Here is a 23,681-nt window from a genome sequence, read left to right on the forward strand (position 1 = left end):
CTCGCCGCCGGTTGCGCAAGCGCGGTGGCCGGCAATTCACATCAGACCGCGCCACGTCGGCCTGTGGACAGGGCACCAATCCAGGCACCGACCGATATTAACCAAATGGACTGTGCCTTTGCGTTAAGATAGCTTCGCCTCGTCTCAGAAACAGCCTGCCTTCGGAACTGACTTGTCCGCCTTCCGCTTCTTTTCGCTCATTCACAAATGCGTCGCTGTGCTGGCGCTGCTGCTGTTTGCCGCCGGCTGCACGACGGTGGCGCCGCCCGACAGCGTGCTGGCGGTGCCGGCGCCGCCGCAGAAATATGCCGCCATGGTCATCGATGCCGGCACCGGCAAGACGCTGTTCGAGGTCAATTCGACGGCGCCGCGTTATCCGGCGTCACTGACCAAGATGATGACGCTGTACCTTCTGTTCGAGGCGCTGGACCAGGGCCGCATCAGCAAGGAGACGCAAATTCCGGTGTCGGACAACGCCGCCCGGCAGCCGCCGACCAAGCTGCGGTTCAGGCGCGGCGAGACGATCGACGTCGATTCGGCGATCCGCGCCATCGTCGTCAAATCGGCCAATGACGTGGCGGTCGCCGTTGCCGAATATCTCGGCGGCAGCGAAGAGGCGTTCGCCGGCATGATGACCGCCAAGGCGCGCCAGATCGGCATGAGCAGCACCGTTTTCCGCAACGCCTCGGGCCTGCCGGACGGCGACCAGCACACGAGCGCGCGCGACATGGCGGTGCTCGGCATGGCGCTGCACGCCCGCTTCCCGCAGCATTTCCACTATTTCTCCGAAAGCGACTTCATGTTTCGCGGCAGGCTGGTGCGCGGCCACAACGACATGCTCGGCCGGGTGCGCGGCGTCGACGGCATCAAGACCGGCTACATCAGGGCTTCCGGCTTCAACATCGTTACCTCCTATAATGCGGACGGGCACAGGCTGATCATCGTGGTGATGGGCGCCGACAGCGCGCGCCAGCGCAACGACCATGTCGAGGCGCTGATCCAGCGCAGCCTGTCGACGGGGATGGCGAATGCGACGACGCGGCTGCTGTATGCCGAGCAGCAGTGAGGGCTGACGTCCGGCGGGCGGCGGATCAGGGCGCTCATCAGGCGACAAACGCCGAACCGCCGTTTTGCGCGATACCGCTGAGATACTTTGCCGGCGGCTTGCCAAGCGCTTTCTTGAACATGGTGATGAAGGCGGTGACCGACTCGTAACCGAGATCGGCCGAAACCTGCTGCACGCTCGCGCCGGAGGCCAGCTCGCGCAATGCGACGATCAGGTGCAATTGCTGGCGCCAGCGCCCGAAGGTCAGCCCTGTCTCCTTTACCACGAGACGTGCGAGACTGCTCTCGCTGAGCGCGACGCGACTGGCCCATTGCGCCAAGGTGCTGCGGTCGGCAGTATCTTCCGCCAACGCTGCGGCGATGCGCCTCAAGCGCGGCTCGGACGAGATCGGCAAATGTAGCTGCTGGACAGGCATACGCGGCAGTTCGGCGAGCAGAACCCTGGTCAGGAGCTCGCTCCTGGCGTCCTCGTCCTCACCGCGATCGGCCAGCTCGATGATGAGCTCACGCAGCAACGGCGAGATCGACAGTGTGCAGCACCGGTCCGGCAGGTCGGCAGCTCCCGGCTCGATATAGACGAAGAAAATCCGGGCATTGGCGGTCGCGATATTGCTGTGCTCCATGTCGCCGGGAATCCACACCGCGCAATGCGGCGGCACCATCCACAGGCCGCTGGGGACGCGACATGTGACGCCCCCGCCGAGCGCGAAGACGAGTTGGCCTTTGCGGTGGCGGTGGTCGGGCACCTCCGCCCTGGTTTCGGTAACGTCAACGCGCACGGCGATTGCCGGGGCGAGGACGTCATCCGGATCGAAATTCGGCCAGGGGAAGCGAAGAGGCTGTCTCATTTTGACTGATTTTAGCGATCAAGTGCCAAGATATCTAAATTACTCAACCAGGAAAGTCGATAATTTAGGCCACCGGATGAGTAACTCAGGAGCATGCAGGCGTGCTTCCTGGCCCGGCGCACGAAAACAGGCTGGCGTCCGCCAGGCAGCAGGAAGGTACGAACCATGCTCGGCTTAGTCACATCTTCCGACAGCGCCACCGGGTTGAGGTTCGCCGAGCTTGGCGAGCCCGAGCCCGCCCCGCACGAGGCGCTGGTTTCAGTCCGGGCAGTCTCGCTGAACCGCGGCGAACTGCGCCTGCTCAACATCCGCCCGAATGGCTGGGTGCCTGGCCAGGACGTCGCCGGAATTGTCGAGCGCGCGGCGGCCGATGGCTCCGGGCCGGCCGTCGGCGCCCGGGTTGCGGCGCTGGTCGACGAGGCCGGGTGGGCCGTGCGTGTCGCCGTTCCAACCGACCACCTTGCCGTCCTGCCGGACGGCGTCAGCTTCGTCGCCGCCGCCACCGTTCCGGTCGCCGGCACGACCGCGCTGCGGACCCTGCGCCACGGCGGAGACCTTGCCGGCCAGCGGGTCCTGATTACCGGCGCAAGCGGCGCGGTCGGCCGTTTCCAGATCCAGATCGCCCGCCAGCAGGGCGCGTCGGTGGTGGCGGTCGCCGCCGCCCGGCATACCGAAGATCTCCGCGGCCTGGGAGCCGAGCGGGTCGTGGAGTCGATCGAGCTCGCCGAAGGACTGTTCTCGCTGATTACCGAGTCGGTCGGCGGCGATAGCCTCGCCCACGCCATCGAACGGGTGGCGCCTGGCGGGACCGTCGTCATGTTCGGCTCGAGCAGCGGCGAACTCACGCCCATCGGCTTCCGCCAGTTCGTGCCGGGTCACGAGGGCGCGCGGCTTCAGACCTTCGCCTACTACACTTCCGGTCCGCAGGTCGGCGCCGATATCGCCTCGCTGCTCGCGCTGATCGCTGCCGGCCGGCTCGAAACGCGCGTGGTCCTGACCGTGCCGTGGCGGGACGTCGGCCGGGCTCTGGACGCGCTGCGGCAGCGCAGCATCAGCGGCAAGGCCGTCCTCACCCTGACCGAATGAGCAGGCGGTGGCGCCGGACCAAGCTGCGTTTCGGGCACGGCGGGACGATCGAGGTCGATTCGGCGTTCCGCGCCATCGTCGTCAAATCGGCGCTGTGCCGGAGGTTGAACAGACTACCGGTGTGTTCAATAGCCGTGATGAGAACAGCTTGCAAAGTGTCATCCCGAGGAAGTAGCTGACCGTCCCCTTCTCGGGGGGTCCAGCCCAGCAAAGGCATCAGTGCGTTGAAGATGTTCATCCCATGATGTGCTGAGAGTTCCGATGCGTGCCAAATTGTATACGCTGGGGAAAGATCGGCTGTGATATTCGATCAGGAGCGTCATTCCGCCGCCTCCAGTTCCCGCGCGTCGACCGGCGCCAGCGCCTCGGTCAGCAGCGCGTCGAGCAGGCGGCGACTGGTGGTCTCGGCGGCGGTGAGGCTCGCCTCGAGCTGCTCGCACAGAGCCATCAATGAATCGACCTTGGCGACGATGCGGTGTTGTTCGGCGAGCGGCGGGAGGGGAACAAGCAAGGTCTCGACGCCGCCCACGCGCAGGTGCTGCACCGTTGCGCCGATCGGCTTATCCTGAACACGATCCATCAGCTTTGGATCGCGAAGCGAGTAGATCATGAAATTGCGATCAATCGTGTCGGGCACCAAACGCGCAAGCATCATGCGCTGCCCGAGGCAGATTTGTTCGCCCGAAGGAATGAGGCAGACCTCGCCCATAGGAGCTTCGCGCGTGATGAGAATGTCGCCGGGCTCAGGCGTGCAACGGGCGCTCCAGATTTCATATGTCCGTTGATCGACATACTTCTGGTCGTTCAAGTTCATCCGGCCATCGCGAACATTCGTCGTTCGTATCAAACGAATCCCTGAACTAGCATAGGGCGCAGTCTTGTTCTTGCAGTCGATGACGAGCCCCGAACATTGCAGAAGGGTTGCCCATGCCCAACCGTTGGGAAGTGTCTCCAACCCGTCTGGAACGGACTGCTCGGCCAACTTCTTAATCTGGGTGCGCGCCTCATCCGGGTTCGGGTATCCCGCTTTAAGCAACCCGGCGCGCTCCTTCGCGATGCGCTTCAACAGTTCCGACGCCGGTTCGTCGGTCGCATCCTGCGGCACGAGTTTGCCGCGCACGGCGAGGTTGAGGATGGTCTGGCGCAGGGCCTTGATCTGGTCGGGGCGCGTGGTCAGCGCGGGCAGAGCGTCGAGGGCGAAGCGGGCGTCATCTTGATATGTCTCGGCATCGGGCGCGTTGAGGCGGGCGAGGCTCGCCGCCGCCAGCCGGTCGCGCACCTGCTCGCGGCCCGCCCGCGCCGCTTCCAGCCGGTCGCACAGCGTCATCAATTCATCGACCTTGGCGACGATGCGGTGTTGTTCGGCGAATGGCGGGAGGGGAAAGGGTAGGATTGCGAAATCCGCGTCATTGATCGCCGGATAGGCCTGCCCGCGTTGTTTCTCCTCAACGCACTCCACCATGAACGGGCTACGAAGCACTATCCAGAGATAACGCGGCAGCACAAAGCCGTGCCCGTTCAGGACTGCAAAGGCAGTGCTCGCAATCGGCTCCGGGCTGAATTCGGCCTCTATGACAGCGACGTTCAACAAGTATGGGCGAACGCAAGAATAGATCACGTCGCCCTTCCGTGTGACCTTGCGTGCCCTGCTTGGGGCCTCGCTGGCCGCTAGCACCTTCGGGTCAGCGACGACACCGGCCTCTTTGTCGATGGCCGTCACGTCGATGTAAGTGAATGTCCCTTTCGGGATCTCCTGACCTCGATCGCTGGCAATTTCGCGGATGCGCGTCCAGCGCCAGTTCTGCGGTAAATCGAACGGCGGTTCATCCACGACGGGAAGTGTCTTCGGCTTCCTGATCTCTCCCGCCTTTACGAGCCGCGCCTTCTCCTTCGCGATCCGCTTCAGCAATTCCGACGCCGGCTCGTCGCTCGCGTCCTGCGGCACGACCTTGCCGCGTACCGCCAGATCGAGAATGAAGCGGCGCAACCTCGCAATGGCGTCCGGTGCGTCGGCAATCTGTTCATAATGCACCAACAGGCGTTCAGCATTCATCGGGCGAGCGCCTCAGCGAGTATCGCCTTCAAATGGTCACGCAAGCCCGCCGTCTCGGCCTCGGCCTTGGCTAGAGCCGCCAGCAGCGTTTCCGGGTCGCCGTGATCGTCGGCAACACTGTGCGGGTTCTTGATGTCGAGATTGTAGCCGCGCGCTTTGATATCCTCGGCGCTCACTTTCCACGCCTGCGGTGTTTCTTCGCGGCCCTTCCGCTCCTTGCCGCCCCACCAATCGATGCAGCCCTGAAAATGCTCCAGTCGGATCGGTTTGGTCATGGAATAGGCTTTTTGACCTTCCGGCACGCGGTGTTCGTAGAACCAGACGTGCTTGGTCGGCGCGCCCTTTTCGAAGAACAGGAGGTTAGTGCCGATCGAGGCATAGGGTTTGAACACGGAGTTAGGCAGGCGAACGATGGTGTGGAGGGTGCACTCCTCCATCAGATGTTCCTTGAGCCGCGTCTTGACGCCCTCGCCGAACAGGGTGCCGTCGGGCAGCACCACGGCGGCGCGGCCGTCGGCCTTCAGCAGCCGCACGATGAGCGCGAGGAATAGGTCGGCCGTTTCCTTGGTGCGAAAGGTCGGAAAGTTGTTTTCGATGCCGTCCTCCTCGCGCCCGCCAAAGGGAGGATTGGTGACGACGATATCAACGCGCTCGTCCTTGCTCCATGAAATCAGCGGCCGGGCTAGCGTGTTGTCATGGCGCACGAAGCTCGGGTCTTCGATGCCGTGCAGCAGCATGTTGGTGACGCAGAGCATGTGCGGAAGTTGCTTCTTCTCCACCGCCCGCAAGGCGCCCTGCATCGTCTCACGCTGCGCGGGCGTGCGGACGTGGCCTTTTTCCATGTGACGAATAGCGCAGGTGAGAAAGCCACCCGTGCCGCAAGCGGGATCGAACAGCGTTTCTCCTGGGCGCGGGTCAATGCGATCAACCATGAAGGCAGTCACGGCGCGCGGTGTATAATATTCGCCGGCATTGCCTGCCGATTGAAGATCATTCAGCAACTGCTCATAGAACTCGCCGAAGTGCCGCCGCTCGTCGAGATTATTGAAATCAACCTCATTGATCTTGTTTAAGACCTGCCGGATGAGGTGTCCGGATTTCATGTAATTGTACGCGTCCTCGAACACGTCGCGCACTACGCGGCGCCGGTCGCCCGGTTTTCCAGTGAGCTGCAAGCCTTTCAATGCAGGGAAAAGTTCATCATTGATAAAATCGAGCATAGCTTGCCCGGTGATGCCTTCTGGGTCGGCCGCCCAGTTGCGCCACTGGAGTTTTTCCGGAATCGGCGAGTGGTAGCCGTCCTTAGTCAGTTCAAGTTCTTGATCCTGATCGTCGATGATCTTGAGGAAGAACATCCAACACAACTGGCTGATGCGCTGCGCGTCGCCATCAACGCCAACATCCTGGCGCATGATGTCCTGGATGGATTTGACAGTGGTGCGGACAATCATTGGCTATGCGATCTCCTGGTAAAGGGCATCCTGCATTTCGTGGACGGCCTTTTCAAAGCCTTCCTTGCCGCCGAACGCCTTGATTAGTTGGACGACGCTGCCCATCGCAGTGAAGGGCGTCACCTTCAGCACGTTGGCGTCGTCGAGATTGATTACGCCCTCGTCGCGATATTTTTCGAGCAGCGCATCGAGCACGGCGCGGGCTTGTGGCCCGTATTTGGTGAATACGTCGCGCTTCTTGACGTTTTCGGCACGCTCGCGGCGTGTCAAAAGTTTCTTGTCGAATGCCACGTGGCAGATCAGATCGAAGGGATCGAGGTTCTTGCCCAGTTCATCCGCGATGGCGTCAAGCGCCAGGCCCTCGGCTTCTAGTTCCTCAACGATCGCGTGTTTGCGTTCGGCAGATTTCCAGCGTCTGAGGAAATCGTCGAGACTGGCGAAACGCTTCTTCAACGCCGTCTTAGTGAAATCGCGCAAGCTTTCGGTGACGAGCTTGCCGTTCTCGTCAAGATATTCGACGCGCTCGGCGACGATGCGGGCGCCGACGCCGTCCACGTAAATCTTGCGCACCTGGTTTCCCGGCGATAGCGGAAAGCCCGGCTGATCGACTATGGTTTCGTCTTCGCCCGGTTCGTATGGCGCTTGATCAATTTCACCAAAACCGACTGCAGAATCGTCGGGCGGCGTGATCGGATCGTCTTCGCTGGGCTCATAAATCTGCACCGGATCGCCATCGAACTCCGGATCTGCGAAATGTGAGGTTGCGCCACGGAAGTCGATCAGCGTGAAGTAGAATTTTTTGGTGTCCTCGTGAACGCGGGTGCCACGCCCGACGATTTGCTTGAACTCGGTCATCGACCCTACCGTGCGATCGAGCACGATTAGCCGACAGGTCTGCGCGTCAACCCCAGTCGACAAAAGCCGCGAGGTCGTGACTAGAACGGGATACTTCGATTCCGGGTCAAGGAAATTGCCGAGCTGGTCCTGGCCATCGCTGTCACCGCCGGTGATCCGCATGACATATCGGTGGTTCTCGTCGCAAAGATCCTTGTTCTCGTTGATGAGTGCCTGTCGCATACGCGCTGCGTGCTCCCGGTCAACGCAGAACACGATGGTTTTCTGGAAGCGGTCGCCGGTTTCCTTTAGAAATTCGGTGACCTTCTTGGCGGTAAGCAAAGTGCGGTCGTCAAGAACCAGCGTCCGGTCGAAATCCTTAGCGTTATAGATTCGATCCTCGACTTCGTTACCATCTCGGTCGAGTTGCCCAAGTTCCGGGCGATAGCCCTCAACGTCGCGATCGATGTGGACCTTGATGACTTTGTAGGGTGCAAGGAAGCCGTCACTGATGCCCTGGCGCAATGAATAGGTGAAGATTGGCTCGCCGAAATAATCGGCGTTTGAAACGTATTCCGTTTCTTTCGGCGTGGCTGTTAGGCCGATCTGCGTTGCACCGGAAAAGTGGGTAAGGATTTCGCGCCATGCGGAATCCTCGGCCGCGCTGCCACGATGGCATTCGTCGATTACGATCAGATCGAAGAAGCCGGGCGAGAACTCCTTGTAGAGTTTCTGGCGCTCCTCCGGCCCGGTGATGGCCTGATAGAGACCGAGATAGACCTCGAAGGCGGTGTCGATGCGCCGCTTCCTGTCGAGCGCCAGTGTCAGATCGACCGTGGTGCCGTCCTGCCGCTCGATCGTCTTTGCATTCGTCGAAAGCTTCGCCATCGACGCGCCGAACGGGCGAAAGTCGTTCACCATCGTCTGGTCGATCAACACGTTGCGGTCGGCGAGGAAGAGTATGCGTTTCTTACGACCCGCCTTCCACAGACGCCAGATGATCTGAAACGCCGTGTAGGTCTTGCCCGTCCCCGTCGCCATGACGAGCAGCACGCGGTCGCGACCCTTGGCGATGGCCTCGATCGCGGCGTTGACGGCGTTTACCTGATAATAACGGGGGGCTTTGCCGCTACCGTCGTCGAAATAATCCTGAAGCACGATCTGTTCTGCTTCCGGGCTGAGGCCCTTCCAGGCGCGATAGCGTGCCCAAAGATTGGCGGGCGACGGAAAGGCGTCGAGGCCGAGGTTCGCCTCCTTGGTGTCGCTCTGGCCCGTGCGGTCGTGAAAGACGAAACCGTCGCCGTTTGAGGAAAAGACGAAGGGGATGTCCAGCGTCGCGGCGTAGTCGAGGCCCTGCTGGATACCATCGCCAACGCCGTGGTTGTTGTCCTTCGCTTCGATCAACGCGATGGGGATGTTCGGCTTATAGTAGAGAACGAAGTCGGCCTTTTTCGCCTTGCCGCGAGTCACCAGCTTCCCGCGCACGATGATCCGGCCCTTGGTGAAATAGACCTCCTCCCGAACCTGCATCATCTCGTCCCATCCAGCGCGCTTGACGGCAGGCAAGATGAATTTCGTGCAGATGTCGCGTTCGGTGAGGCTTCGTTTGTCCATCAGTGATGTCCCCCCAACTTGGCTCTATGGGGTAAGCTCACTCCGATCAAGGGTGCAGTTCAACACATCGGCTAGCGAGCTGCTTAAAGCCACTTTGCGGGGGCCTTCGGAATTCGCCTAAACTCGACTTGCCCGTTGAAGCCGGCGCCTGCTTCCGCTAAGAAGCCGTGGCTGGCCGGTTCACCGGCTGGTTCGTTTTTGGGATCACCGATCCTGAAGGCACCCGTAGCTCAGCTGGATAGAGCGCTGCCCTCCGAAGGCAGAGGTCACAGGTTCGAATCCTGTCGGGTGCGCCAACTTTCAAGTGTACGGCCCGGACACATAGGTTACGGTTTATACCGGAGACATGGTGGACCGCACCCCTGGGTGAGACACCAATTAGGGACAGTTCCCCAGATTTTGGATTGCGCACAACCTCCTAGCGCAACGGTTAAGTAGGCGACCACGGGAAGTTCGCGGGGGTCAAGCTTGTGTAAAAACGCCGGGCCTGGCTCCAATCAGATCCGTGGATCGTGTACTGTGATGAGACGTCGGGACCGAGGATCAGCGGATATGGACGAGGAGGGCTTGGCCGAGATCTCAGCCCGATATATTCGCTTCGCCGATACGGAAGCTCGCGGTCGCTCGCCGCTCTACGAGGAGTTGGCTCGGGCAGTCACTGGGGATCGGGAGACGCTCGGTTTCCTGTCGACCCTTCCGGACCTAAAGCTGCAACCGAACCTTCTACTTGCAGCGGTGCGTCACCTGTTCGGCACGCCGACAGGGTGGACCGAGTTTCGCCAGGCGCTTCAGGCTAATCCCGACGCCATCCGCTCGCTCATGCTCGAGCGCTCAACGCAAACCAACGAGCCGGGAAGGTGCGCCACCCTGCTCCCCCTCCTGGCGCGTTTGCCGCAGCCGCTGGCCCTCATCGAGGTCGGGACCTCCGCAGGGCTCTGCCTCATGCCCGACCTCTATGGCTATGACTACGGACGCAAGGTGATCCCCGCACCGGCGATGGCCTTGGAGCCGCCTGTCTTCCGCTGCTTCGCCAGCGAAACAACGCCATTGCCGACGGCCTTGCCGCAAGTCGTCTGGCGGGCGGGATTGGACCTGAGCCCGATAGATGCTTCGGACGACTCGCAAGTCGCATGGCTAGAGACACTGGTCTGGCCGGAACAGACAGCACGGCTCGCCAATCTGCGGGCGGCCCTAAAGATCGCTGCCACAGTCAAGCCTCGGGTGGTGAAGGGCGACCTGCGCGGGAGCGACCTCGTGCGACTCTGCAACGAAGCGCCAAACGACGCTACACTCGTCATCTTTCACACAGCCGTCCTCGACTATGTCTCCGACCCTGGTGACAGAGAAGCTTTCGCCGAGCAGGCGATGCGTCTCTCTCCTTATTGGATATCGAACGAGTTCCCACGCGTCTTTCCGTCCATCGCCACACGCGCCGGAACAAGCTGGCCGCCCGGCCGCTTCCTCCTATCTGCGAACGGCTCCCCTGTAGCTTGGACTGACCCGCATGGTGCCTCGCTCGAATGGATCGCGGACGAGGCGTAGGCTATAGGTAGTGGATTACCGTCCTTGGCCAGAGGCGCCATCAGTTCTCAGCTTCATCTATGCTCGTTTCGACGGCTCGCGTCTCGAATTCATTGGAAGCGACCTCTCCGACTTTCCTTGTCGCCGCCTCTACCGGACGGCTGAGAAAGAGAACGGCGCGCTGAGGCGTACGAAGACCGCTCCACAGTCGGGAACCACAGCTATCGGCAAGCCGTTTACGCTGCAAACCCCGCCTGGCGATCCTCAGAGCCCGGCGAGTTCTCCAGAGAGAACCAAATTGGAGATTTGATCATGACAAGCGCTGCCGACCGCGATCCGCGCCACCACACGCAGAAAATGCAGAAAAAGTTGGAGGAGGTGAAGCAGCACCTTCGCGAGGACATCGAGAAGGTCGATGAGCCGCAGCTGAAGGCGATGTTCGAGACGTCTGCGGAGGTGATAGGCGGCCTCCAGAAGGCGTTCCAGGACTACGAACAGAAGAATGAACCCGCTTGGCGTTGAACGACTTCTTCGCGGGTAGGTTTCAAAGGAGCGCCCCGTGCCTGCACCACCTGAAATGGATGTCGTCCTCGAACAGCTGCCCTTGAGGATCGGCGCCTATATCCCCGACGATCTGCTGGAGGACTGGTTTGCGCCGGGAACCGGCATGAACCCGGTCAGCAAGGAAGCGCTTGCCGCCGCGAAGAACTACGGCTGGCGCTTCGAATGCGACTTCAAGCACTACCCGGAACGCAAGGAAGGCGTGTTCTGGAAGTGGGTGCCGGCGATCTGACCGGCGCTGTTCATCGTTTCGCCGGAAACGCAGAACCGGCCTATCTTTTTGTTTTACGCAATTCCGGACGGAAAACCGTTCCACACTTTTCCTGGAATTGCTCAGCCTCCGCCAATCGGCGTCGTCACCTTGCCGGTTCCGCCGCATTCGGGGCAGGTGCGGCCGTCGATCATGCCTGACCCTGCACAGCGGCGACAAATATTCTCGCCGGCGCCTGGAGTGCCTGCGCGAACTTCGTCCGTGTTGGTTTGGCCGGCTTGCCGGGGCTTGCCCTGCAGCTTGTTCCTCGGCCGGGCGACCCAGCCTTCGTCGACCTCGAGCGGCCTGCTGCTGTCGTCCGGCAGGCCTTCGCCGGATTGGCCGATGGTTTCATTGCGCGGCCGGTCGTTCGCGCCTGTCGTGATCTTCTGAGCCATTGCCGTTGCCTCTACGCCTTGCAATTTCGAACGCCTCAGCCCCGCGGAGGTTCCGGTAGCGGCCAGCCGCCTTCAGCCGGGTTTTGTCCGAGCCGTCCTTCGGCCTCGGCTGGCAAGGATGGTGGTCAGCGTGACCGGACGAAAATCCCAGTTGTCGACGCCGACGTCATACTGACGCGTGACGGGGGTCAGCCTGCCGTGGGAATGGCCATGCAGATCGATCGATTTCCTGCCGATCTGGTTCCAGGTGCGAAAAGGGTAGTGGCAAAGGATCAGCAGGCTGCCGTCGAGCGTCAGCTCCTTGTAGTGCTGCGTGCTCGCCCAACCCGTGGCGTCGATGGTGGCCACAGCATCGTTGTTGCCGATGATCAAATGCTTGCTGCCATGAAGAGACGACAGAAGCGACGACACGAATGCGGCCGATCCCCTGGCAAAATCGCCCAAGTGCCAGACCTCGTCGTCCGGCCCGACAGTCTCGTTCCAGAACGCAATGAGCGCCCGGTCATGTTCCGCCAGCGAGCCGAACGGACGACGATCGATGCGCAGAATGCGCGGGTCGCTGAAATGCGTGTCGGCGGTGAAGTAGATCATGCGCTGGAGTGTTTCGAACTGCCGCGCATCTGGGCGCGTGGCGCACCAAGTCCATCTCGCCTTCCCCGATGCCTGGCCCAACCTGCCCGGTCGCCGGTTGTTCCTGGAAGGAACTGGTGGTTTATGCTCCGCTGAATATCGCACGCAAGTTCAGCGGCGCAGTGGCTGGACATTTTGCATCCGGTCCGGGACCTTGTTGTCGCGTCAGGTTCAGGCGCGATCGAGTCTGCTGCACAGTGACCACGACCCATCAATTCTTTGCCCGTGACGCCACCATCGTCGCGCGCGACATGATTGGCGCCACGCTGCTCTTGCATGGCGTTGGCGGCATCATCGTCGAGACCGAAGCCTATCGTTCGGATGACCCGGCTTCGCATGCTTTCGGTGGCAGGACGGTGCGCAACGGCGCCATGTTCGGCGCCCCAGGCAGCGCCTATGTCTATCGCTCCTATGGCCTGCATTGGTGCCTCAATGCCGTCTGCCTGCCCGGCAGTGCCGTGCTTATCCGCGCAATCGAACCGCAATCCGGGCTGGAGGTGATGCGGGCCAATCGCGGCCTTGACGATCCCCGGCTGCTTTGTTCGGGACCGGGTCGCCTTTGCCAGGCGCTGGCAATCGACAAATCCCATGACGGGCTGCCGCTGGACGTGCCGCCATTCGAATTCAGGCGGCCGGGCGACGCCAGCGCCGTTCTTACAGGCCGCCGGATCGGCATTTCCAAGGCTGTCGATGCAGAGTGGCGGTTCGGCCTGCGCGGCTCGGATTATTTGAGCCGCAAGTTCTGACGCTGCGGCAGCGGCAGAGTAGCTGCCTGGCATCACTCGTCGGGTTTGCCGAGATGCATAGGCGTTCTCTGTTGGCGGGCTTCGCTGGTCACCTCGTCGGCTCCGGCAGGTGAAATCCCTCGCAACGCCTTCGCGGCTTCGATCAGGCGCCCGCGATCATTGCCGAAGCTCTTGATCAGCTGGCGGACCTGGTCGGCGGTGATGCCGTTCTGTTGGGCAAAATACTCGACCTCACGTTCGTCTTCCGCAGCAATGCGATCGCGGTCGCGGAAATCTCGCTTGCTCTTATCGTCAGCCATTTTTTCCTCCTGGTGGAGCTTCGCATCACTGGCAACGTGGGCAAGCGGCTTTCGTTGCCGCGACCAGGCGGACTTTTGCGCCGTCGGGCGACTGACCAGGAACCATGAGGCGAGCAGCCGGTTTGGCTTGGATGCAGCAGCCACCAATTCATACCGATGGAGATTACGATGATGCTCGCAAGCAAAACCACTGTAATTGCAGCGGCGCTGGCTTTGTTGGCCGCGCCGGCATTCGGCCAGACGAGCCCGCCCGCGGCGCCGGCGCCGGATCGTGGCGCCGAACAGTCGCCCGCAGTGAACGGGCAGGATGCCATGCGCGATATGATGCGGCAGATGATGACTGAGATGCTGGAGGAGAGAATGCAAGAAGATCGCGCGCCCCGGGCAGAACGGCGAGGTCACTGGCATCGCGACTACAGGATGGGCCCGCCTGATCGAGGTTGGGAGATGGGAGGCCGCGGTGGCGTTGGACGCGGGATGCATGGCGCGAGGATGCGAATGATGTTCGCCATAGTAGATGCGGACGGCGATGGCGCGCTTTCTCAGAGCGAAGTCCAGGATTTCGTCGGGCGGATATTCAACGCCGTCGATGAGGACGGTGACGGCAGCGTCGACATGCAGGAAATCCGGTCCTTCTTCCACGGAGCAGACGCCGAGGATCAGGAGTAGGTCTCCTGCCGGCCGGCAAGGAGGCTTGGGGCAGCGCGAGCTACGTCGGCCGGGGAGGATGAAAGCTCTGGCAGCTGGATACCAGGCTGCCAGCCGGGGAGATGCGTTCCTTGGCTGGCCTTGCCCGAACGCCGCGGACCAATCAAACCAGCAGGAATTCGTTGGCCATGACAGAGAAAACTACGGAGAAAACCCCGACCATCGCTCGTATCTGGCGCGGCAGAACCGTGCCTGAAAAGGCGGATGCCTATGAGAGTTACAATTACGAAGCCGGCATCAAGCCGCTGACCCAGAAGGCCCTGGGCGTGCAGACCTTTCGCGAGGACACGCCGACCCATTCGGAATTCGTGACGATTTCCTATTGGGAAAACGTCGAGGCGATGGCGGCGTTCACCGGCGGCGATCCGACAAAAATCCACCATCTGGAGCGGGACGAAGAGTTCCTGATCGAGCTGCCGTCGAGGGTGCAGGTGTTGCGCATCCGCTCCAGTCACGGCCAGCTCCGATAGCCCTGGCGACCGCTGCCCGGTTCGGCCCGATCTAGGAAATCGCCCTCAAATCGATTTCGGTAATGTGCCAGCGGCCGAGATTTGCGGTGTAGAGCTTGTCGCCCTTGAAGGCGATATTGGTGGGATGGGCGAGCGTCGTTGCCGCCGGATCCTCGATCAGCACCTCGAGCCCGCTATCCGGTCGCCAACGATAGATGCGGCTCGGCTCGTAGCACGAGATGAACAGCGAACCGTCCGGCGCCAAGGCGACGCCATCGGGGACGTTGTTCACGCCGTCCACGACGAGCCGGCGAGGTCCTGCCGTGCCGTCGGCACGGATCGGCACATAGCTGACGCAGGCCGCATGGCTTTCCACGACGTAAAGCCCATTCCCACCCGGCGCCATCGCCATGCCGTTGGCGAAGGCCATGGCCTCGCTGCACCACAGGCCGCCTTCGCCGGTCTTCAAATCATAGCGGAAGATGCCGGAGCGGTTGTCTTCGCCTACGCTGTCGGAAACGTAGAGCCAGCCGCGCGCCTCGTCGATCACGGGATAGTTCGGCACGCGAATGCCGGCCGAAGCGAAGCGCGTCATATCAGCCGTCGCGGCATTCCAGCGAAAGATCGCCGAATGTCTCAAATCGCAGGCAAAACAGTTTCCCGCGCTATCGAAGGCTATACCGAGCAGAAAGCCATCCGTGCCGCCCATGCGTTCGACCGAGCTGCCATCGGCGGCGAGGCGCAGCAGGTCGCCGGTTTCGGTGCCGCACCAGATCGAGCCGTCGCGATGGATGGCCACGCCTTCCGGATGGGCGACGCGCGGGCTGGTGAAGATGCCATCGAAGAAGACCTTCGCGGCCGACATTTCGAGCAACGGCTTTGCCATGCGCCGCCCCCTCTTCAGCCTGTTGCAGTATGCGACCGCTGCGCGGCAATACAGCGCTCGACCATCAGCCGGTCGGCCGCCAGGATCTCGGCGATCAGCGCGCCACGCTCCTTGGCGCTGACGAATTCGAGGCGCCGCAGGCCGAGCGGGTCGATGCGGTTTCGCAGGATGTCGAGCGTCTCGTTCGAGGGCAGCGCAACCTCGCGGCAATCGGCATCGAATGTCAGGGCAAAGCCGGTGGCATCCTGGACCTGCTGGCGCGTCACGCCCGGCATGGTCTCGACGACGACCAATTGCCGGCTCTCCTGGTCGAGCCGAAACACGCAAAGGTCCGTGAACACCAATGCCGCGCCGGTCCGATAGCCCATCGGCTCGCGCTCGGCCTCAGTCAGCAGGCCGCGCGCCGAGCTGGCGATCTCGACCGTCTCGACCAGCGACTGCACGGAATGGCGGGGGACGTAGAGCAGATAATCGCGGTGCATGTTGGCGACATCGGCCATGCCGCCTTGCCCGGGCAGCCGGATGAGGCTGCCGTCGCGCTTGCGCAGCGCAATGGTGTTGACGCGCCCGCCTCGATCGACCTGCGCGGCACCGACGATCTCATGCGTCACCGCGCCGGCCTGGTAGTAGGTCGAATAGGTGTCATCGCCGCCGGCATGCGCCACCGCCGTCTCGCAATCGAGGCTTTCGATCAGCGACAGGATCATCGGGCTCGGCGCTATGTCGAGATGGCCGCAACTCATGGTGGCGATGATCATGTCCGGCGCGTGCGTCGCTTTGGCCAGCCGGTAGGCGACATTGGCCAGCGGCGACACCGCGCCGGCACTGGCAAAGCTCTCATTGTCGAGCTCAGCGGCGATGCGGGCGGCGATGATCTCGTCGATGGACGCCTCCTTTTCGCCGTGCACGAGCCCGGGCATTGCGAGGACTGTTTCAGCGCGGACTTTTGCAGCGTCTTGAACCCGCTCCGGCACGCCTTCCGAAGGCATACTCAGGCTGTCCGACAAAGGTATTTCCTTGGCCGCGAACGCCCCCGCCAACGCTTGATAATCCGTCACATAGAATGGCAGGCAGGAGGCGGGATAGGCACCGCCTGGCGCCAGGGCGATCGCCGACACCTGATTGCGGGTCAAAATGCTCTGCCGGCCATCATACCGCAGCGCTCCGACCGGGACGATTTCCTCAACCGTGACCAGCACCTGGCGCGCCGCGCCGGCCATGGCGAAATCCAGCGCTCGTGGCCCGATGATCTGGACATTGCCGCTCTCGTCGGCACGCTGGGCATGGACGACGAACGTATCGAGCCGCAAGGCCGGGATGATCCCGGTCGTGATTCCCGCGATCGGATCGGGCACGGCGATCGCGCCGGGCACGCGCGCCAGCATGTCCGAACCCTCCGGAAGCTGAAACGGCATCGACGGCAGGTTCTGCTGCGCGGCCCGCAACGCCTGGATCATGGCCAGCGCCGTCCAGTCGCGGACCGGCACGGCATTGGTCTCGGCAGCCGCGCGGAAGCGCGGCGGCAAGCCAAAAATATCGAGGCTGGAAAAGCAGATATCGACCTCCGCCACGGCATTCGCTTCGAGAAGCAGTTCGAGTGGCAGGCCGCCGGCCCAGCAGACATAGCGAAGGTGCTTGACGCCCGAGCGGGCGATGGCCCGCAACAAGGCGATCGGCAGCCGGGCAAAATGATGGCCACCGACACCGAAGACGTCGCCGCCGCCGACCATCGCAGCCAGGCCCTCGACGTCGGTGAAGCGCGGCCGGTTCGGCTTGACCAGGGACGTCATTTCGCAGCCTTCGGCCGCGCCGCGCTCTTTTCAGCAAATTCCTTGACGCGACGCTGGCCGAGCTCGCTGCGGTAGAGGCCACCCAGGGCATCGCGCTCCATGGCAAGGCCGCCGGCCAGATCGCCCGACACGGCATGCGCTGTCAGCGCTTTTAGCCCCTCGATCGCTGCGGCTGGTTCGGCGGCGATCATCTCGGCGAGTTCCAGCGCCCGCGGCATCAGCCTTTCGGCATCGACGATCTCGTTGACCAGCCCGGCGCCGACGAACTCGGAAGCCGGCATGATGGCGCCGGTCATCAGCAGCAGATTGGCGCGGTTGCGGCCGAGTTTTTGGACGCTGCGCTGCGTGCCGCCGCCGCCGGGGACCAGCCCGAGCTTGATTTCGGGCAGGCCGAGCTTCGCGAACTGGTTGGCGATGACGATGTCGCAGCACAGCACCAGCTCCATGCCGCCGCCGAGCGCAAAGCCGTTGACCGCCGCGATGACCGGCTTGCGGTTGTTCTCGACCGCCGCATACATGCGCGTGCCGGCGGCCTGGAAGGCGTCGAACTCGATAGCTGTCTGGGCGGCGTATTCCTTGATGTCGGCGCCGGCCATGAAGCCTCGCCCCTCGCCGGTCACCACGATCGCGCCGACGCCATCATCCTGCGACAACGCCTCGAAAACTTCGGTGATCTCGCTTTGCATCAGCCGGTTCATGGCGTTGAGCTGATCGGCGCGCCGGAAGGTGACGACCGCGACGCGCCCGGATATTTCCAAGCTGAGTGTCTGGTAAACGCTCATCGTCAGGCAGCATCCACGGTCATGTCGCCGGACGCCTCAAGTGCTGCAATCTCGCCGCTGGAGAGGCCGAACTCGGCCAGTATCTCGCGGCCATGCTGGCCGACCAGCGGCGCCGGCCGTTCTATGGTAGCCGGCGTCTCGCTCATCTTGACCGCCGGCGCGACCACCCTGACCTTGCCGCCGCGCGGATGCTCGTAGCTGGTGATCATGCCCATGTGCCTGACCTGCGGATCCTCGGCCGCGCGGCGGATGTCTTTCACCTCGGCACACCAGATGTCGGCTGCGAGCAGCCGCGCCAGCAGCTCCTGCGTGGCAAACTTCCTGGTCTCGGCGTTGACCTTGTCGAACACCTCGTCGCGCTTGTCGAACAGCGTCTTCAGATCGTCGTAGACAGCAAGCTGCGGCGCCTCCAGCACTTCATACAGCGTCTTGAACGGGCTCATGGCGATCGACACATAGCCGCCGTCCTTCGCTTCGTAGATACCGAACGGCGCCTGCATGCCGGGGTGGCCGATGCCGGAATTCGGGCGCACGAAATCCTCGCCGAGATTGAGCACCGCGACATATTCCTGATTGAGATGCGCCAGCATGCCGGCGAGCAGATTGACCTCGATCTTCTGGCCCTTGCCGGTCTTCTCGCGATAGTAGAGCGCCGACAGGATGCCGTAGACCATGTTCATGGCGCCGATCTGGTCGGCCAGGCCGGCGCCGGCCGGAACAGGAGCCTGATCGCCGCGGCCGGTGTTGGAAATCAGCCCGGACAGTCCCTGGATCAGCATGTCCTGACCGGGACGCTCGACATAGGGGCCTTCCTCGCCATAGCCGGAGCCCGAGCAATAGATAATGGCGGGATTGACCGCCCTGAAATCCTCGTAGCCATAGCCGAGCCTGGCGAGCACGCCAGGGCGGAAATTCTGCACCACCACATCCGCCTTCTTGGCCATGTCCAAGATGATGGCATGCACCTTGCGGCTTTTCAGATTGAGCGCGATGGAGCGCTTGTTGCGGTTCCAGGCGAGGAAATTCGGGCTTTCGGAGCCGCCGACCCATTTGGCGAAAAAGGTCATGCCGCGGAACATGTCGCCGGCGCCGGCACGCTCGATCTTGATGATGTCGGCGCCCATGTCGCCGAGCAGCTGCGTGGCGAACGGCCCTTGCAGCAGATGGCTGAAATCGAGGATGCGGACGCCTTCGAGGGCCTTGTTCATTTTTGTCTCGTTGGTTGTCAAAGCAGGTCGGGTACGTAGCGGGGTGCCGCGGTGAGGCCGCCGTCGACGCGCAGGTCGGTGCCGGTGGTGAAGCCGGCGGCGTCGGAGGCGAGATAGACGGCGGCTTCGGCCACCTCGGACGGTTTGCCGATGCGGCCGAGCGGATGCATCTTTACCCAGGCCTTGGCGAGGTTGCCACCGATCTCCTTGACCAATTTGTCGTTCATCGGCGTGTTGATGGTGCCGGGCGAGATCGAGTTGACGCGAATGTTGAGCGGACCGAACTCGACCGCCATCTGGCGCGTCATTGCCATCACCGCGCCCTTGGCGCCGGCATAGGCGGTCCAGCCGTCAAGCCCGATATGCCCTTGTGCCGAGGCCATGTTGATGATCGAGCCGGATTTCTGCGCGATCATATGCGGCAGCGCATATTTGCAGCCGCGGAACACGCTGGTCAGGTTGACCGCGATCAGCCGGTGCCACTGCTCGTCGGTCATTTCGTGAACCGGCATGCCGCCGATGGCGATGGCGGCATTGTTGACGAGAATGTCGAGATGGCCCGTCTTGGCGACCGCGCCGTCTATCAGGACGGCAATGTCGGCCTCCTCCGCCACGTCGCAATGGATGTAGTCGGCGCGATGGCCGGCGGCGCGCAGTTCCGCGGCGAAGTTTTCACCCTTCTCGTCGGCGATGTCGCTGAGGAAGACGTGCGCGCCTTCCCTTGCCATCGCCTCGCTGATCGCATGGCCGATGCCGTCGGCGGCGCCGGTGACGATTGCGGTTTTCCCTTTGAGACGATCCATATCAGCCTCCAATGGCGCGCCGGCGCTTTGCTTCGTCGAAGGCGACGGCGGCAATGATGATCATGCCGGTGATGACCAGTTGCCACTCGGTCGGCAGGCCGAGACCGCGCAGCCCGTTGGACAGGAACTGCAGGATCAGCACGCCGAGCGCCATGCCGGTCAGGCTGCCGATGCCGCCGGCAAGGCTCACCCCGCCGAGCACGGTGGCGGCGACGACCTGGAACTCGAAATTCAGCCCGGCCGTATGCTGCGCCGAACCGACGCGGGCGGCCAGGATGATGCCGGCAACCGTCGCCAGCAGCGCGCTGATGATGAAGCAGATGAACTTGACGCGGCGCACATCGTAGCCTGCCAGGCGTGCCACTTCCGGATTGCCGCCGACGGCATAGATCTGCCGTCCGAACGGCCGGTGCAGCATCATGTAGGCGAAGACGGCGAGCAGGGCGATGGCGATAACCGCCGAATAGGGAATGACATTGAACAGTCGGCCGTCCGACAGCGCGATGAAGCTGTCGAGCGCGGCATCGTCTGGAATGGCGCGCTGGCCGGTATAGAGATAAACGCCGCCGCGCATGATGAACATCGTGCCCAGCGTCACGATCAGCGAATTGATGCCGGCATAGGCAGTCAGATAGCCGTTCACGACGCCGATGATCAGCCCGAACAGCAATGCGCCGCTGATGCCGAGCACAAGCGAATTCGTGTCGTTCATGATGATGATCAGCGGCAGCGCGATGGTCGCCAGCAGTGAGCCGATCGAGATGTCGACCTCGCCGGACATGAAGACGATGGCGCAGCCGATGCCGGCGGTGAGCGCCAGCGAAGCCTGACCGAGCACATTGGTGATGTTGCGCACCGAGAAGAAATTCTCGGCGGTGAAGGAAAAGAACGCGATCACCAGGATGAGGCAGAGGAGCAATGCCAATTCCTGCCGCGCGACGAGCCGCGCCAGCATGGACGGCCCAGCTTTCATGGTGTCGGTGCTTGCCAGGCTCATCGCTTGGTCCCTTCGAAAGCGTCGGCCGAATGACAGGGAATGCTGTCGCGAAGCATCATCATCTATCCGATCGCCGCATTGAGGATGTTCTCCTGCGTGGCCTCGTCGCGAGGCATGATCGCGGTGAGGCGGCCTTCGCACATCACCGCGATGCGGTCGGCAAGCCCCAGCAGCTCGGGCATTTCGGACGTCATCATGACGACCGCCAATCCTTCGCCGGCGAGCCGGTCGATGAGCGCAAAAATCTCCGACTTGGCGCCGACGTCGATGCCGCGGGTCGGTTCATCGACGACGATCACCTTGAGACCGCGCATCAGCCAGCGCGAGATCAGCACTTTCTGCTGGTTGCCGCCGGACAGGTTCTTGACCTGCTGGAACAGGCTGGGCGTCCTGATGCGGAAACGGTCAACATAGTCCTGCACCGCCTTGCGTTCGCTGGCCTTGTCGACGAAGCCCATTCTGGCGAAGGCACCGAGCGAGGCGAGGCTTGCATTCTGGTAGACCGGCAGCTCGCCCATCAGCCCTTCGCTCTTGCGATCCTCGGTGAGCAGGCCGATGCCGAGCCGGACGCCCGTATGGGTGTCGTGCGGCAGCAGCCGGCTGCCATCGACCGAAATGGCGCCGGAAGTGATCGGGTCGTAGCCGACGATGGCCTTGGCGAGCTCGGTCCGGCCGGCCCCCATCAGGCCGAAGAAGCCGAGGACCTCGCCGGCATGCGCCTCGAACGACACATCCTTCAGCTTCTTGGCGGTGCTGAGCCCTTCAACGGAAAGCGCTACCTTGCTGCCCGGCGCACCGCGCTTGCGCGGGAACAGGTTTTCAATGCGCCGGCCGATCATGTCCTGGATCAGCGTGTCGTTGGTGTGCTCGCCGATCGGCCTGGTCGAGACGTGACGGCCGTCGCGCAGCACGGTCACGGTGTCGGCGATCTCGAAGACCTCGTCGAGCTTGTGGCTGACATAGAGCACCGCGATGCCGAGAGCGGCCAGCCGGCGGATGACGGTGAACAGCAGCGAGACCTCGTTCGGCGTCAGCGAGGAGGTCGGCTCGTCCATCACCACGACGCGGGCTTCATGGGCGAGTGCGCGGGCGATCTCGACCATTTGCTGCTGGCTGACCGGCAGCGATCCCGTGCGCGCCGCCGGGTCGACGTTGAAGCCGATGCGCTTGAACAAGGCGGCCGCGTCGGCACGGATCTTCTTCCAGTCGATCGAGCCGCCTTTGCCGGTCGGATAGCCCTCAAGGAAAATGTTTTCGGCGACGCTGAATTCGGCGATCAACGCGATCTCCTGGAACACCACCTTGATGCCCTCTTTCAGGCTATCGCGCGGCGACTTGATGTCGGCCTCGCGGCCGCGCAAGCGGATGGTGCCGGCATCCTTGCCGTAGACCCCGGCCATGATCTTGATCAGGGTCGACTTGCCGGCGCCGTTCTCGCCCATCAGGGCGTGGATTTTGCCGGGTTCCAGGGTCAGATCGACATTGTCCAGCGCCACCACGCCGGGAAAGCGCTTGCCGATGCCGCGCATCTCCAGCGCCGGCACGCTTTTGTCGACAGCCGCGGTTTTGCGGGGGTGAAGGAAATCAACCGACATTGGCTCTGTTCCGCACGATGTCGAGATAGGTCGCCAGGATGATGACGATGCCCGGCACCACCATTTGCAGGTCCTGGTTCCATCCGAGGATGATGATGCCGTTGTCGATGACCTTCAGCACGAGCACGCCAAGCAACGTGCCGAGCAGCGAGCCGCGGCCGCCAAGCAGGCTGGTGCCGCCGAGGATGACGGCGGCAATCACGGTCAACTCGAAGCCGCGGCCGGCGGTCGGCTGGCCGGCATTCATCAGCGACGACAGGATCATGCCGGCAATGCCGACGCAAAGGCCGGTGACGACGAAGGCGAACAGCTTCAGGCGTTGCGAGCGCACGCCGGAGAGGCGAACCGCCCGCTCATTGGCGCCGACCGCGTAGAGATAGCGGCCGAGCGTGGTGAAGCGCAGCGTTGCCGCGGCCAGCGCGAAAATCAGCGCGGCAATGACCACGGGCAGCGGGATCGCGCCGATATAGCCGGCACCGAGATCGGTGAAACTTGCAAGCCGATGGTGGTTCTGCACTGCCTCGCGGGTGAACAGATAGACGCCGCCCTGCAGCATCATCATGGTGCCGATGGTGGCGATCAGCGAGTTCACCTTGAGCCTGGTGACGACGAGGCCGTTGAACAGGCCGACCGCACCGGAAAAGGCGAGCGCCGCCAGCAGGCCGAGCGTCAGGCTGTGCGTCGAATTGAGCACGGCCATGCCGATGCAGCCGACAAACGCCAGCGATGCACCGACCGACAGGTCGACTTCAGCGGTGATGATCAGCATCGTCATGCCCGAGGCAACGATCAGCACCAGCGCGCATTGGCGCAGGATGGCGATGATGTTGGCCTCGGAGTAGAATTGCGGCACCGCAATCGAGATGGCGATGCAGAGCACGGCCAGGATCACGCCGAGCACCAGCTGGCTGCTGCCCAGCAGCTGGCCGCCGATGAAACGCCTTGGCGCGGAGGATTGCGTAAGCTCGCTCATGTCCATTTCATTTCGGGGCCGCATCGGGTGCCGTCGCCGTTTGGAAACTGCCGGCCAAAACAGGGCGGTTGACCTGTTTTGCCGTCGGCATCCGATCCGATGCCCTTCCCGCCGCGCGGGAAGGGCTACCCGGA

At 62.7% G+C, this 23,681-nt stretch carries 23 protein-coding genes and 1 tRNA gene; 9 read left to right on the forward strand and 15 right to left on the reverse strand.

What is annotated here, in order from left to right; genetic code table 11:
• Positions 1-172 precede the first annotated feature (172 nt).
• On the forward strand, positions 173-1,066 hold the full coding sequence (locus tag NKH23_RS01515) for a D-alanyl-D-alanine carboxypeptidase family protein (RefSeq protein ID WP_352911931.1): 894 nt from the start codon (positions 173-175) through the stop codon (positions 1,064-1,066).
• A 37-nt stretch (positions 1,067-1,103) separates the two neighbouring features.
• On the opposite strand, the gene NKH23_RS01520 is transcribed toward NKH23_RS01515, so the two are convergent.
• The gene (locus NKH23_RS01520; RefSeq protein WP_352911933.1) at positions 1,104-1,913 is read right to left on the reverse strand and encodes an AraC family transcriptional regulator; all 810 of its coding nucleotides are present in this window, start codon (positions 1,911-1,913) and stop codon (positions 1,104-1,106) included.
• A 165-nt stretch (positions 1,914-2,078) separates the two neighbouring features.
• Here NKH23_RS01520 and NKH23_RS01525 point away from each other — a divergent pair, with 165 nt between their 5' ends.
• The gene (locus NKH23_RS01525; protein ID WP_352911936.1) at positions 2,079-2,999 is read left to right on the forward strand and encodes a zinc-binding dehydrogenase; all 921 of its coding nucleotides are present in this window, start codon (positions 2,079-2,081) and stop codon (positions 2,997-2,999) included.
• A gap of 319 nt (positions 3,000-3,318) precedes the next feature.
• On the opposite strand, the gene NKH23_RS01530 is transcribed toward NKH23_RS01525, so the two are convergent.
• Genes NKH23_RS01530 through hsdR form a run of 3 tightly spaced genes read right to left on the reverse strand, consistent with a single transcriptional unit; the run spans position 3,319 to position 8,951 of the window.
• Positions 3,319-5,052, reverse strand: coding sequence for a restriction endonuclease subunit S (locus NKH23_RS01530; protein WP_352911938.1), 1,734 nt, complete (start codon positions 5,050-5,052; stop codon positions 3,319-3,321).
• Positions 5,049-6,503, reverse strand: coding sequence for a type I restriction-modification system subunit M (locus tag NKH23_RS01535; RefSeq protein ID WP_352977123.1), 1,455 nt, complete (start codon positions 6,501-6,503; stop codon positions 5,049-5,051). The genes NKH23_RS01530 and NKH23_RS01535 overlap by 4 nt, the downstream gene beginning before the upstream one ends.
• Before the next feature lie 3 nt (positions 6,504-6,506).
• A complete protein-coding gene (gene hsdR / locus NKH23_RS01540; protein WP_352911942.1) occupies positions 6,507-8,951 on the reverse strand; it encodes an EcoAI/FtnUII family type I restriction enzme subunit R in 2,445 nt (814 codons plus the stop codon).
• A gap of 219 nt (positions 8,952-9,170) precedes the next feature.
• Between hsdR and NKH23_RS01545 the strand changes: the two genes are divergently transcribed.
• From NKH23_RS01545 to NKH23_RS01560, 4 genes are all read left to right on the forward strand, one after another.
• A tRNA-Arg gene (locus NKH23_RS01545) sits at positions 9,171-9,247 on the forward strand.
• A gap of 256 nt (positions 9,248-9,503) precedes the next feature.
• The gene (locus tag NKH23_RS01550; protein ID WP_353034163.1) at positions 9,504-10,493 is read left to right on the forward strand and encodes a DUF2332 domain-containing protein; all 990 of its coding nucleotides are present in this window, start codon (positions 9,504-9,506) and stop codon (positions 10,491-10,493) included.
• 291 nt (positions 10,494-10,784) lie between these two features.
• Positions 10,785-10,994: a hypothetical protein gene (locus NKH23_RS01555; protein ID WP_352474763.1), complete on the forward strand. Its 210-nt coding sequence runs from the start codon at positions 10,785-10,787 to the stop codon at positions 10,992-10,994.
• 37 nt (positions 10,995-11,031) lie between these two features.
• Positions 11,032-11,265: a hypothetical protein gene (locus NKH23_RS01560; RefSeq protein ID WP_023720474.1), complete on the forward strand. Its 234-nt coding sequence runs from the start codon at positions 11,032-11,034 to the stop codon at positions 11,263-11,265.
• A gap of 101 nt (positions 11,266-11,366) precedes the next feature.
• Here NKH23_RS01560 and NKH23_RS01565 read toward each other — a convergent pair whose 3' ends face one another.
• Positions 11,367-11,681 (reverse strand): hypothetical protein, encoded by a 315-nt coding sequence (locus NKH23_RS01565; RefSeq protein WP_352912223.1) that lies wholly within the window; start codon positions 11,679-11,681, stop codon positions 11,367-11,369.
• A gap of 72 nt (positions 11,682-11,753) precedes the next feature.
• Positions 11,754-12,272 carry a metallophosphoesterase gene (locus tag NKH23_RS01570; protein WP_352911947.1) on the reverse strand — a complete coding sequence of 173 codons (519 nt, stop codon included), beginning with the start codon at positions 12,270-12,272 and terminating at the stop codon, positions 11,754-11,756.
• 236 nt (positions 12,273-12,508) lie between these two features.
• On the opposite strand from NKH23_RS01570, the gene NKH23_RS01575 reads away from it, so the two are divergent.
• Positions 12,509-13,057, forward strand: a complete 549-nt coding sequence (locus tag NKH23_RS01575) for a DNA-3-methyladenine glycosylase (RefSeq protein ID WP_352911949.1) — start codon at positions 12,509-12,511, stop codon at positions 13,055-13,057.
• 32 nt (positions 13,058-13,089) lie between these two features.
• Here the strand turns inward: NKH23_RS01575 and NKH23_RS01580 are convergent, their stop codons facing one another.
• Positions 13,090-13,758, reverse strand: a complete 669-nt coding sequence (locus NKH23_RS01580; RefSeq protein ID WP_353016089.1) for a DUF3606 domain-containing protein — start codon at positions 13,756-13,758, stop codon at positions 13,090-13,092.
• Positions 13,759-13,857: 99 nt separating this feature from the next.
• Between NKH23_RS01580 and NKH23_RS01585 the strand changes: the two genes are divergently transcribed.
• Together NKH23_RS01585 and NKH23_RS01590 are read left to right on the forward strand one after the other, a co-directional pair.
• Positions 13,858-14,025, forward strand: a complete 168-nt coding sequence (locus NKH23_RS01585; protein WP_352977126.1) for a hypothetical protein — start codon at positions 13,858-13,860, stop codon at positions 14,023-14,025.
• A 167-nt stretch (positions 14,026-14,192) separates the two neighbouring features.
• Complete coding sequence (locus NKH23_RS01590) at positions 14,193-14,534, forward strand: hypothetical protein (RefSeq protein ID WP_352911955.1); 342 nt, start codon at positions 14,193-14,195, stop codon at positions 14,532-14,534.
• A 31-nt stretch (positions 14,535-14,565) separates the two neighbouring features.
• On the opposite strand, the gene NKH23_RS01595 is transcribed toward NKH23_RS01590, so the two are convergent.
• The 8 genes from NKH23_RS01595 to NKH23_RS01630 form a co-directional block, all read right to left on the reverse strand.
• A complete protein-coding gene (locus NKH23_RS01595) occupies positions 14,566-15,399 on the reverse strand; it encodes an SMP-30/gluconolactonase/LRE family protein (RefSeq protein ID WP_352911958.1) in 834 nt (277 codons plus the stop codon).
• A gap of 14 nt (positions 15,400-15,413) precedes the next feature.
• The gene (locus tag NKH23_RS01600; RefSeq protein ID WP_352911961.1) at positions 15,414-17,189 is read right to left on the reverse strand and encodes a CoA-transferase; all 1,776 of its coding nucleotides are present in this window, start codon (positions 17,187-17,189) and stop codon (positions 15,414-15,416) included.
• Positions 17,186-17,971: an enoyl-CoA hydratase/isomerase family protein gene (locus NKH23_RS01605; protein WP_352911964.1), complete on the reverse strand. Its 786-nt coding sequence runs from the start codon at positions 17,969-17,971 to the stop codon at positions 17,186-17,188. The genes NKH23_RS01600 and NKH23_RS01605 overlap by 4 nt, the downstream gene beginning before the upstream one ends.
• Before the next feature lie 2 nt (positions 17,972-17,973).
• A complete protein-coding gene (locus tag NKH23_RS01610) occupies positions 17,974-19,179 on the reverse strand; it encodes a CaiB/BaiF CoA transferase family protein (protein ID WP_352911966.1) in 1,206 nt (401 codons plus the stop codon).
• 17 nt (positions 19,180-19,196) lie between these two features.
• Positions 19,197-19,982 (reverse strand): SDR family NAD(P)-dependent oxidoreductase, encoded by a 786-nt coding sequence (locus NKH23_RS01615; RefSeq protein WP_353034165.1) that lies wholly within the window; start codon positions 19,980-19,982, stop codon positions 19,197-19,199.
• 1 nt (position 19,983) lies between these two features.
• A complete protein-coding gene (locus NKH23_RS01620) occupies positions 19,984-20,979 on the reverse strand; it encodes an ABC transporter permease (protein WP_352911971.1) in 996 nt (331 codons plus the stop codon).
• A gap of 62 nt (positions 20,980-21,041) precedes the next feature.
• Entirely contained in the window at positions 21,042-22,574 is a 1,533-nt protein-coding gene (locus NKH23_RS01625) for a sugar ABC transporter ATP-binding protein (protein ID WP_352911974.1), read from the reverse strand.
• Entirely contained in the window at positions 22,564-23,547 is a 984-nt protein-coding gene (locus NKH23_RS01630; protein WP_352911978.1) for an ABC transporter permease, read from the reverse strand. Before NKH23_RS01630 ends, NKH23_RS01625 begins: the two co-directional genes overlap by 11 nt.
• Positions 23,548-23,681: the final 134 nt, after the last annotated feature.

The organism is Mesorhizobium sp. M1328, from assembly GCF_040318075.1.
GTDB lineage: Bacteria > Pseudomonadota > Alphaproteobacteria > Rhizobiales > Rhizobiaceae > Mesorhizobium.

What these genes read in the sequence shown, in the direction of transcription:
- NKH23_RS01520 (WP_352911933.1), bottom strand. Translation starts at nt 1,913, where the DNA reads ATGAGACAGCCTCTTCGCTTCCCCTGGCCGAATTTCGATCCGGATGAC.
- NKH23_RS01525 (WP_352911936.1), top strand. Translation starts at nt 2,079, where the DNA reads ATGCTCGGCTTAGTCACATCTTCCGACAGCGCCACCGGGTTGAGGTTC.
- NKH23_RS01530 (WP_352911938.1), bottom strand. Translation starts at nt 5,052, where the DNA reads ATGAATGCTGAACGCCTGTTGGTGCATTATGAACAGATTGCCGACGCA.
- NKH23_RS01535 (WP_352977123.1), bottom strand. Translation starts at nt 6,503, where the DNA reads ATGATTGTCCGCACCACTGTCAAATCCATCCAGGACATCATGCGCCAG.
- hsdR (WP_352911942.1), bottom strand. Translation starts at nt 8,951, where the DNA reads ATGGACAAACGAAGCCTCACCGAACGCGACATCTGCACGAAATTCATC.
- NKH23_RS01550 (WP_353034163.1), top strand. Translation starts at nt 9,504, where the DNA reads ATGGACGAGGAGGGCTTGGCCGAGATCTCAGCCCGATATATTCGCTTC.
- NKH23_RS01555 (WP_352474763.1), top strand. Translation starts at nt 10,785, where the DNA reads ATGACAAGCGCTGCCGACCGCGATCCGCGCCACCACACGCAGAAAATG.
- NKH23_RS01565 (WP_352912223.1), bottom strand. Translation starts at nt 11,681, where the DNA reads ATGGCTCAGAAGATCACGACAGGCGCGAACGACCGGCCGCGCAATGAA.
- NKH23_RS01570 (WP_352911947.1), bottom strand. Translation starts at nt 12,272, where the DNA reads ATGATCTACTTCACCGCCGACACGCATTTCAGCGACCCGCGCATTCTG.
- NKH23_RS01585 (WP_352977126.1), top strand. Translation starts at nt 13,858, where the DNA reads ATGTTCGCCATAGTAGATGCGGACGGCGATGGCGCGCTTTCTCAGAGC.
- NKH23_RS01590 (WP_352911955.1), top strand. Translation starts at nt 14,193, where the DNA reads ATGACAGAGAAAACTACGGAGAAAACCCCGACCATCGCTCGTATCTGG.
- NKH23_RS01595 (WP_352911958.1), bottom strand. Translation starts at nt 15,399, where the DNA reads ATGGCAAAGCCGTTGCTCGAAATGTCGGCCGCGAAGGTCTTCTTCGAT.
- NKH23_RS01600 (WP_352911961.1), bottom strand. Translation starts at nt 17,189, where the DNA reads ATGACGTCCCTGGTCAAGCCGAACCGGCCGCGCTTCACCGACGTCGAG.
- NKH23_RS01605 (WP_352911964.1), bottom strand. Translation starts at nt 17,971, where the DNA reads ATGAGCGTTTACCAGACACTCAGCTTGGAAATATCCGGGCGCGTCGCG.
- NKH23_RS01610 (WP_352911966.1), bottom strand. Translation starts at nt 19,179, where the DNA reads ATGAACAAGGCCCTCGAAGGCGTCCGCATCCTCGATTTCAGCCATCTG.
- NKH23_RS01615 (WP_353034165.1), bottom strand. Translation starts at nt 19,982, where the DNA reads ATGGATCGTCTCAAAGGGAAAACCGCAATCGTCACCGGCGCCGCCGAC.
- NKH23_RS01620 (WP_352911971.1), bottom strand. Translation starts at nt 20,979, where the DNA reads ATGAGCCTGGCAAGCACCGACACCATGAAAGCTGGGCCGTCCATGCTG.
- NKH23_RS01625 (WP_352911974.1), bottom strand. Translation starts at nt 22,574, where the DNA reads ATGTCGGTTGATTTCCTTCACCCCCGCAAAACCGCGGCTGTCGACAAA.
- NKH23_RS01630 (WP_352911978.1), bottom strand. Translation starts at nt 23,547, where the DNA reads ATGAGCGAGCTTACGCAATCCTCCGCGCCAAGGCGTTTCATCGGCGGC.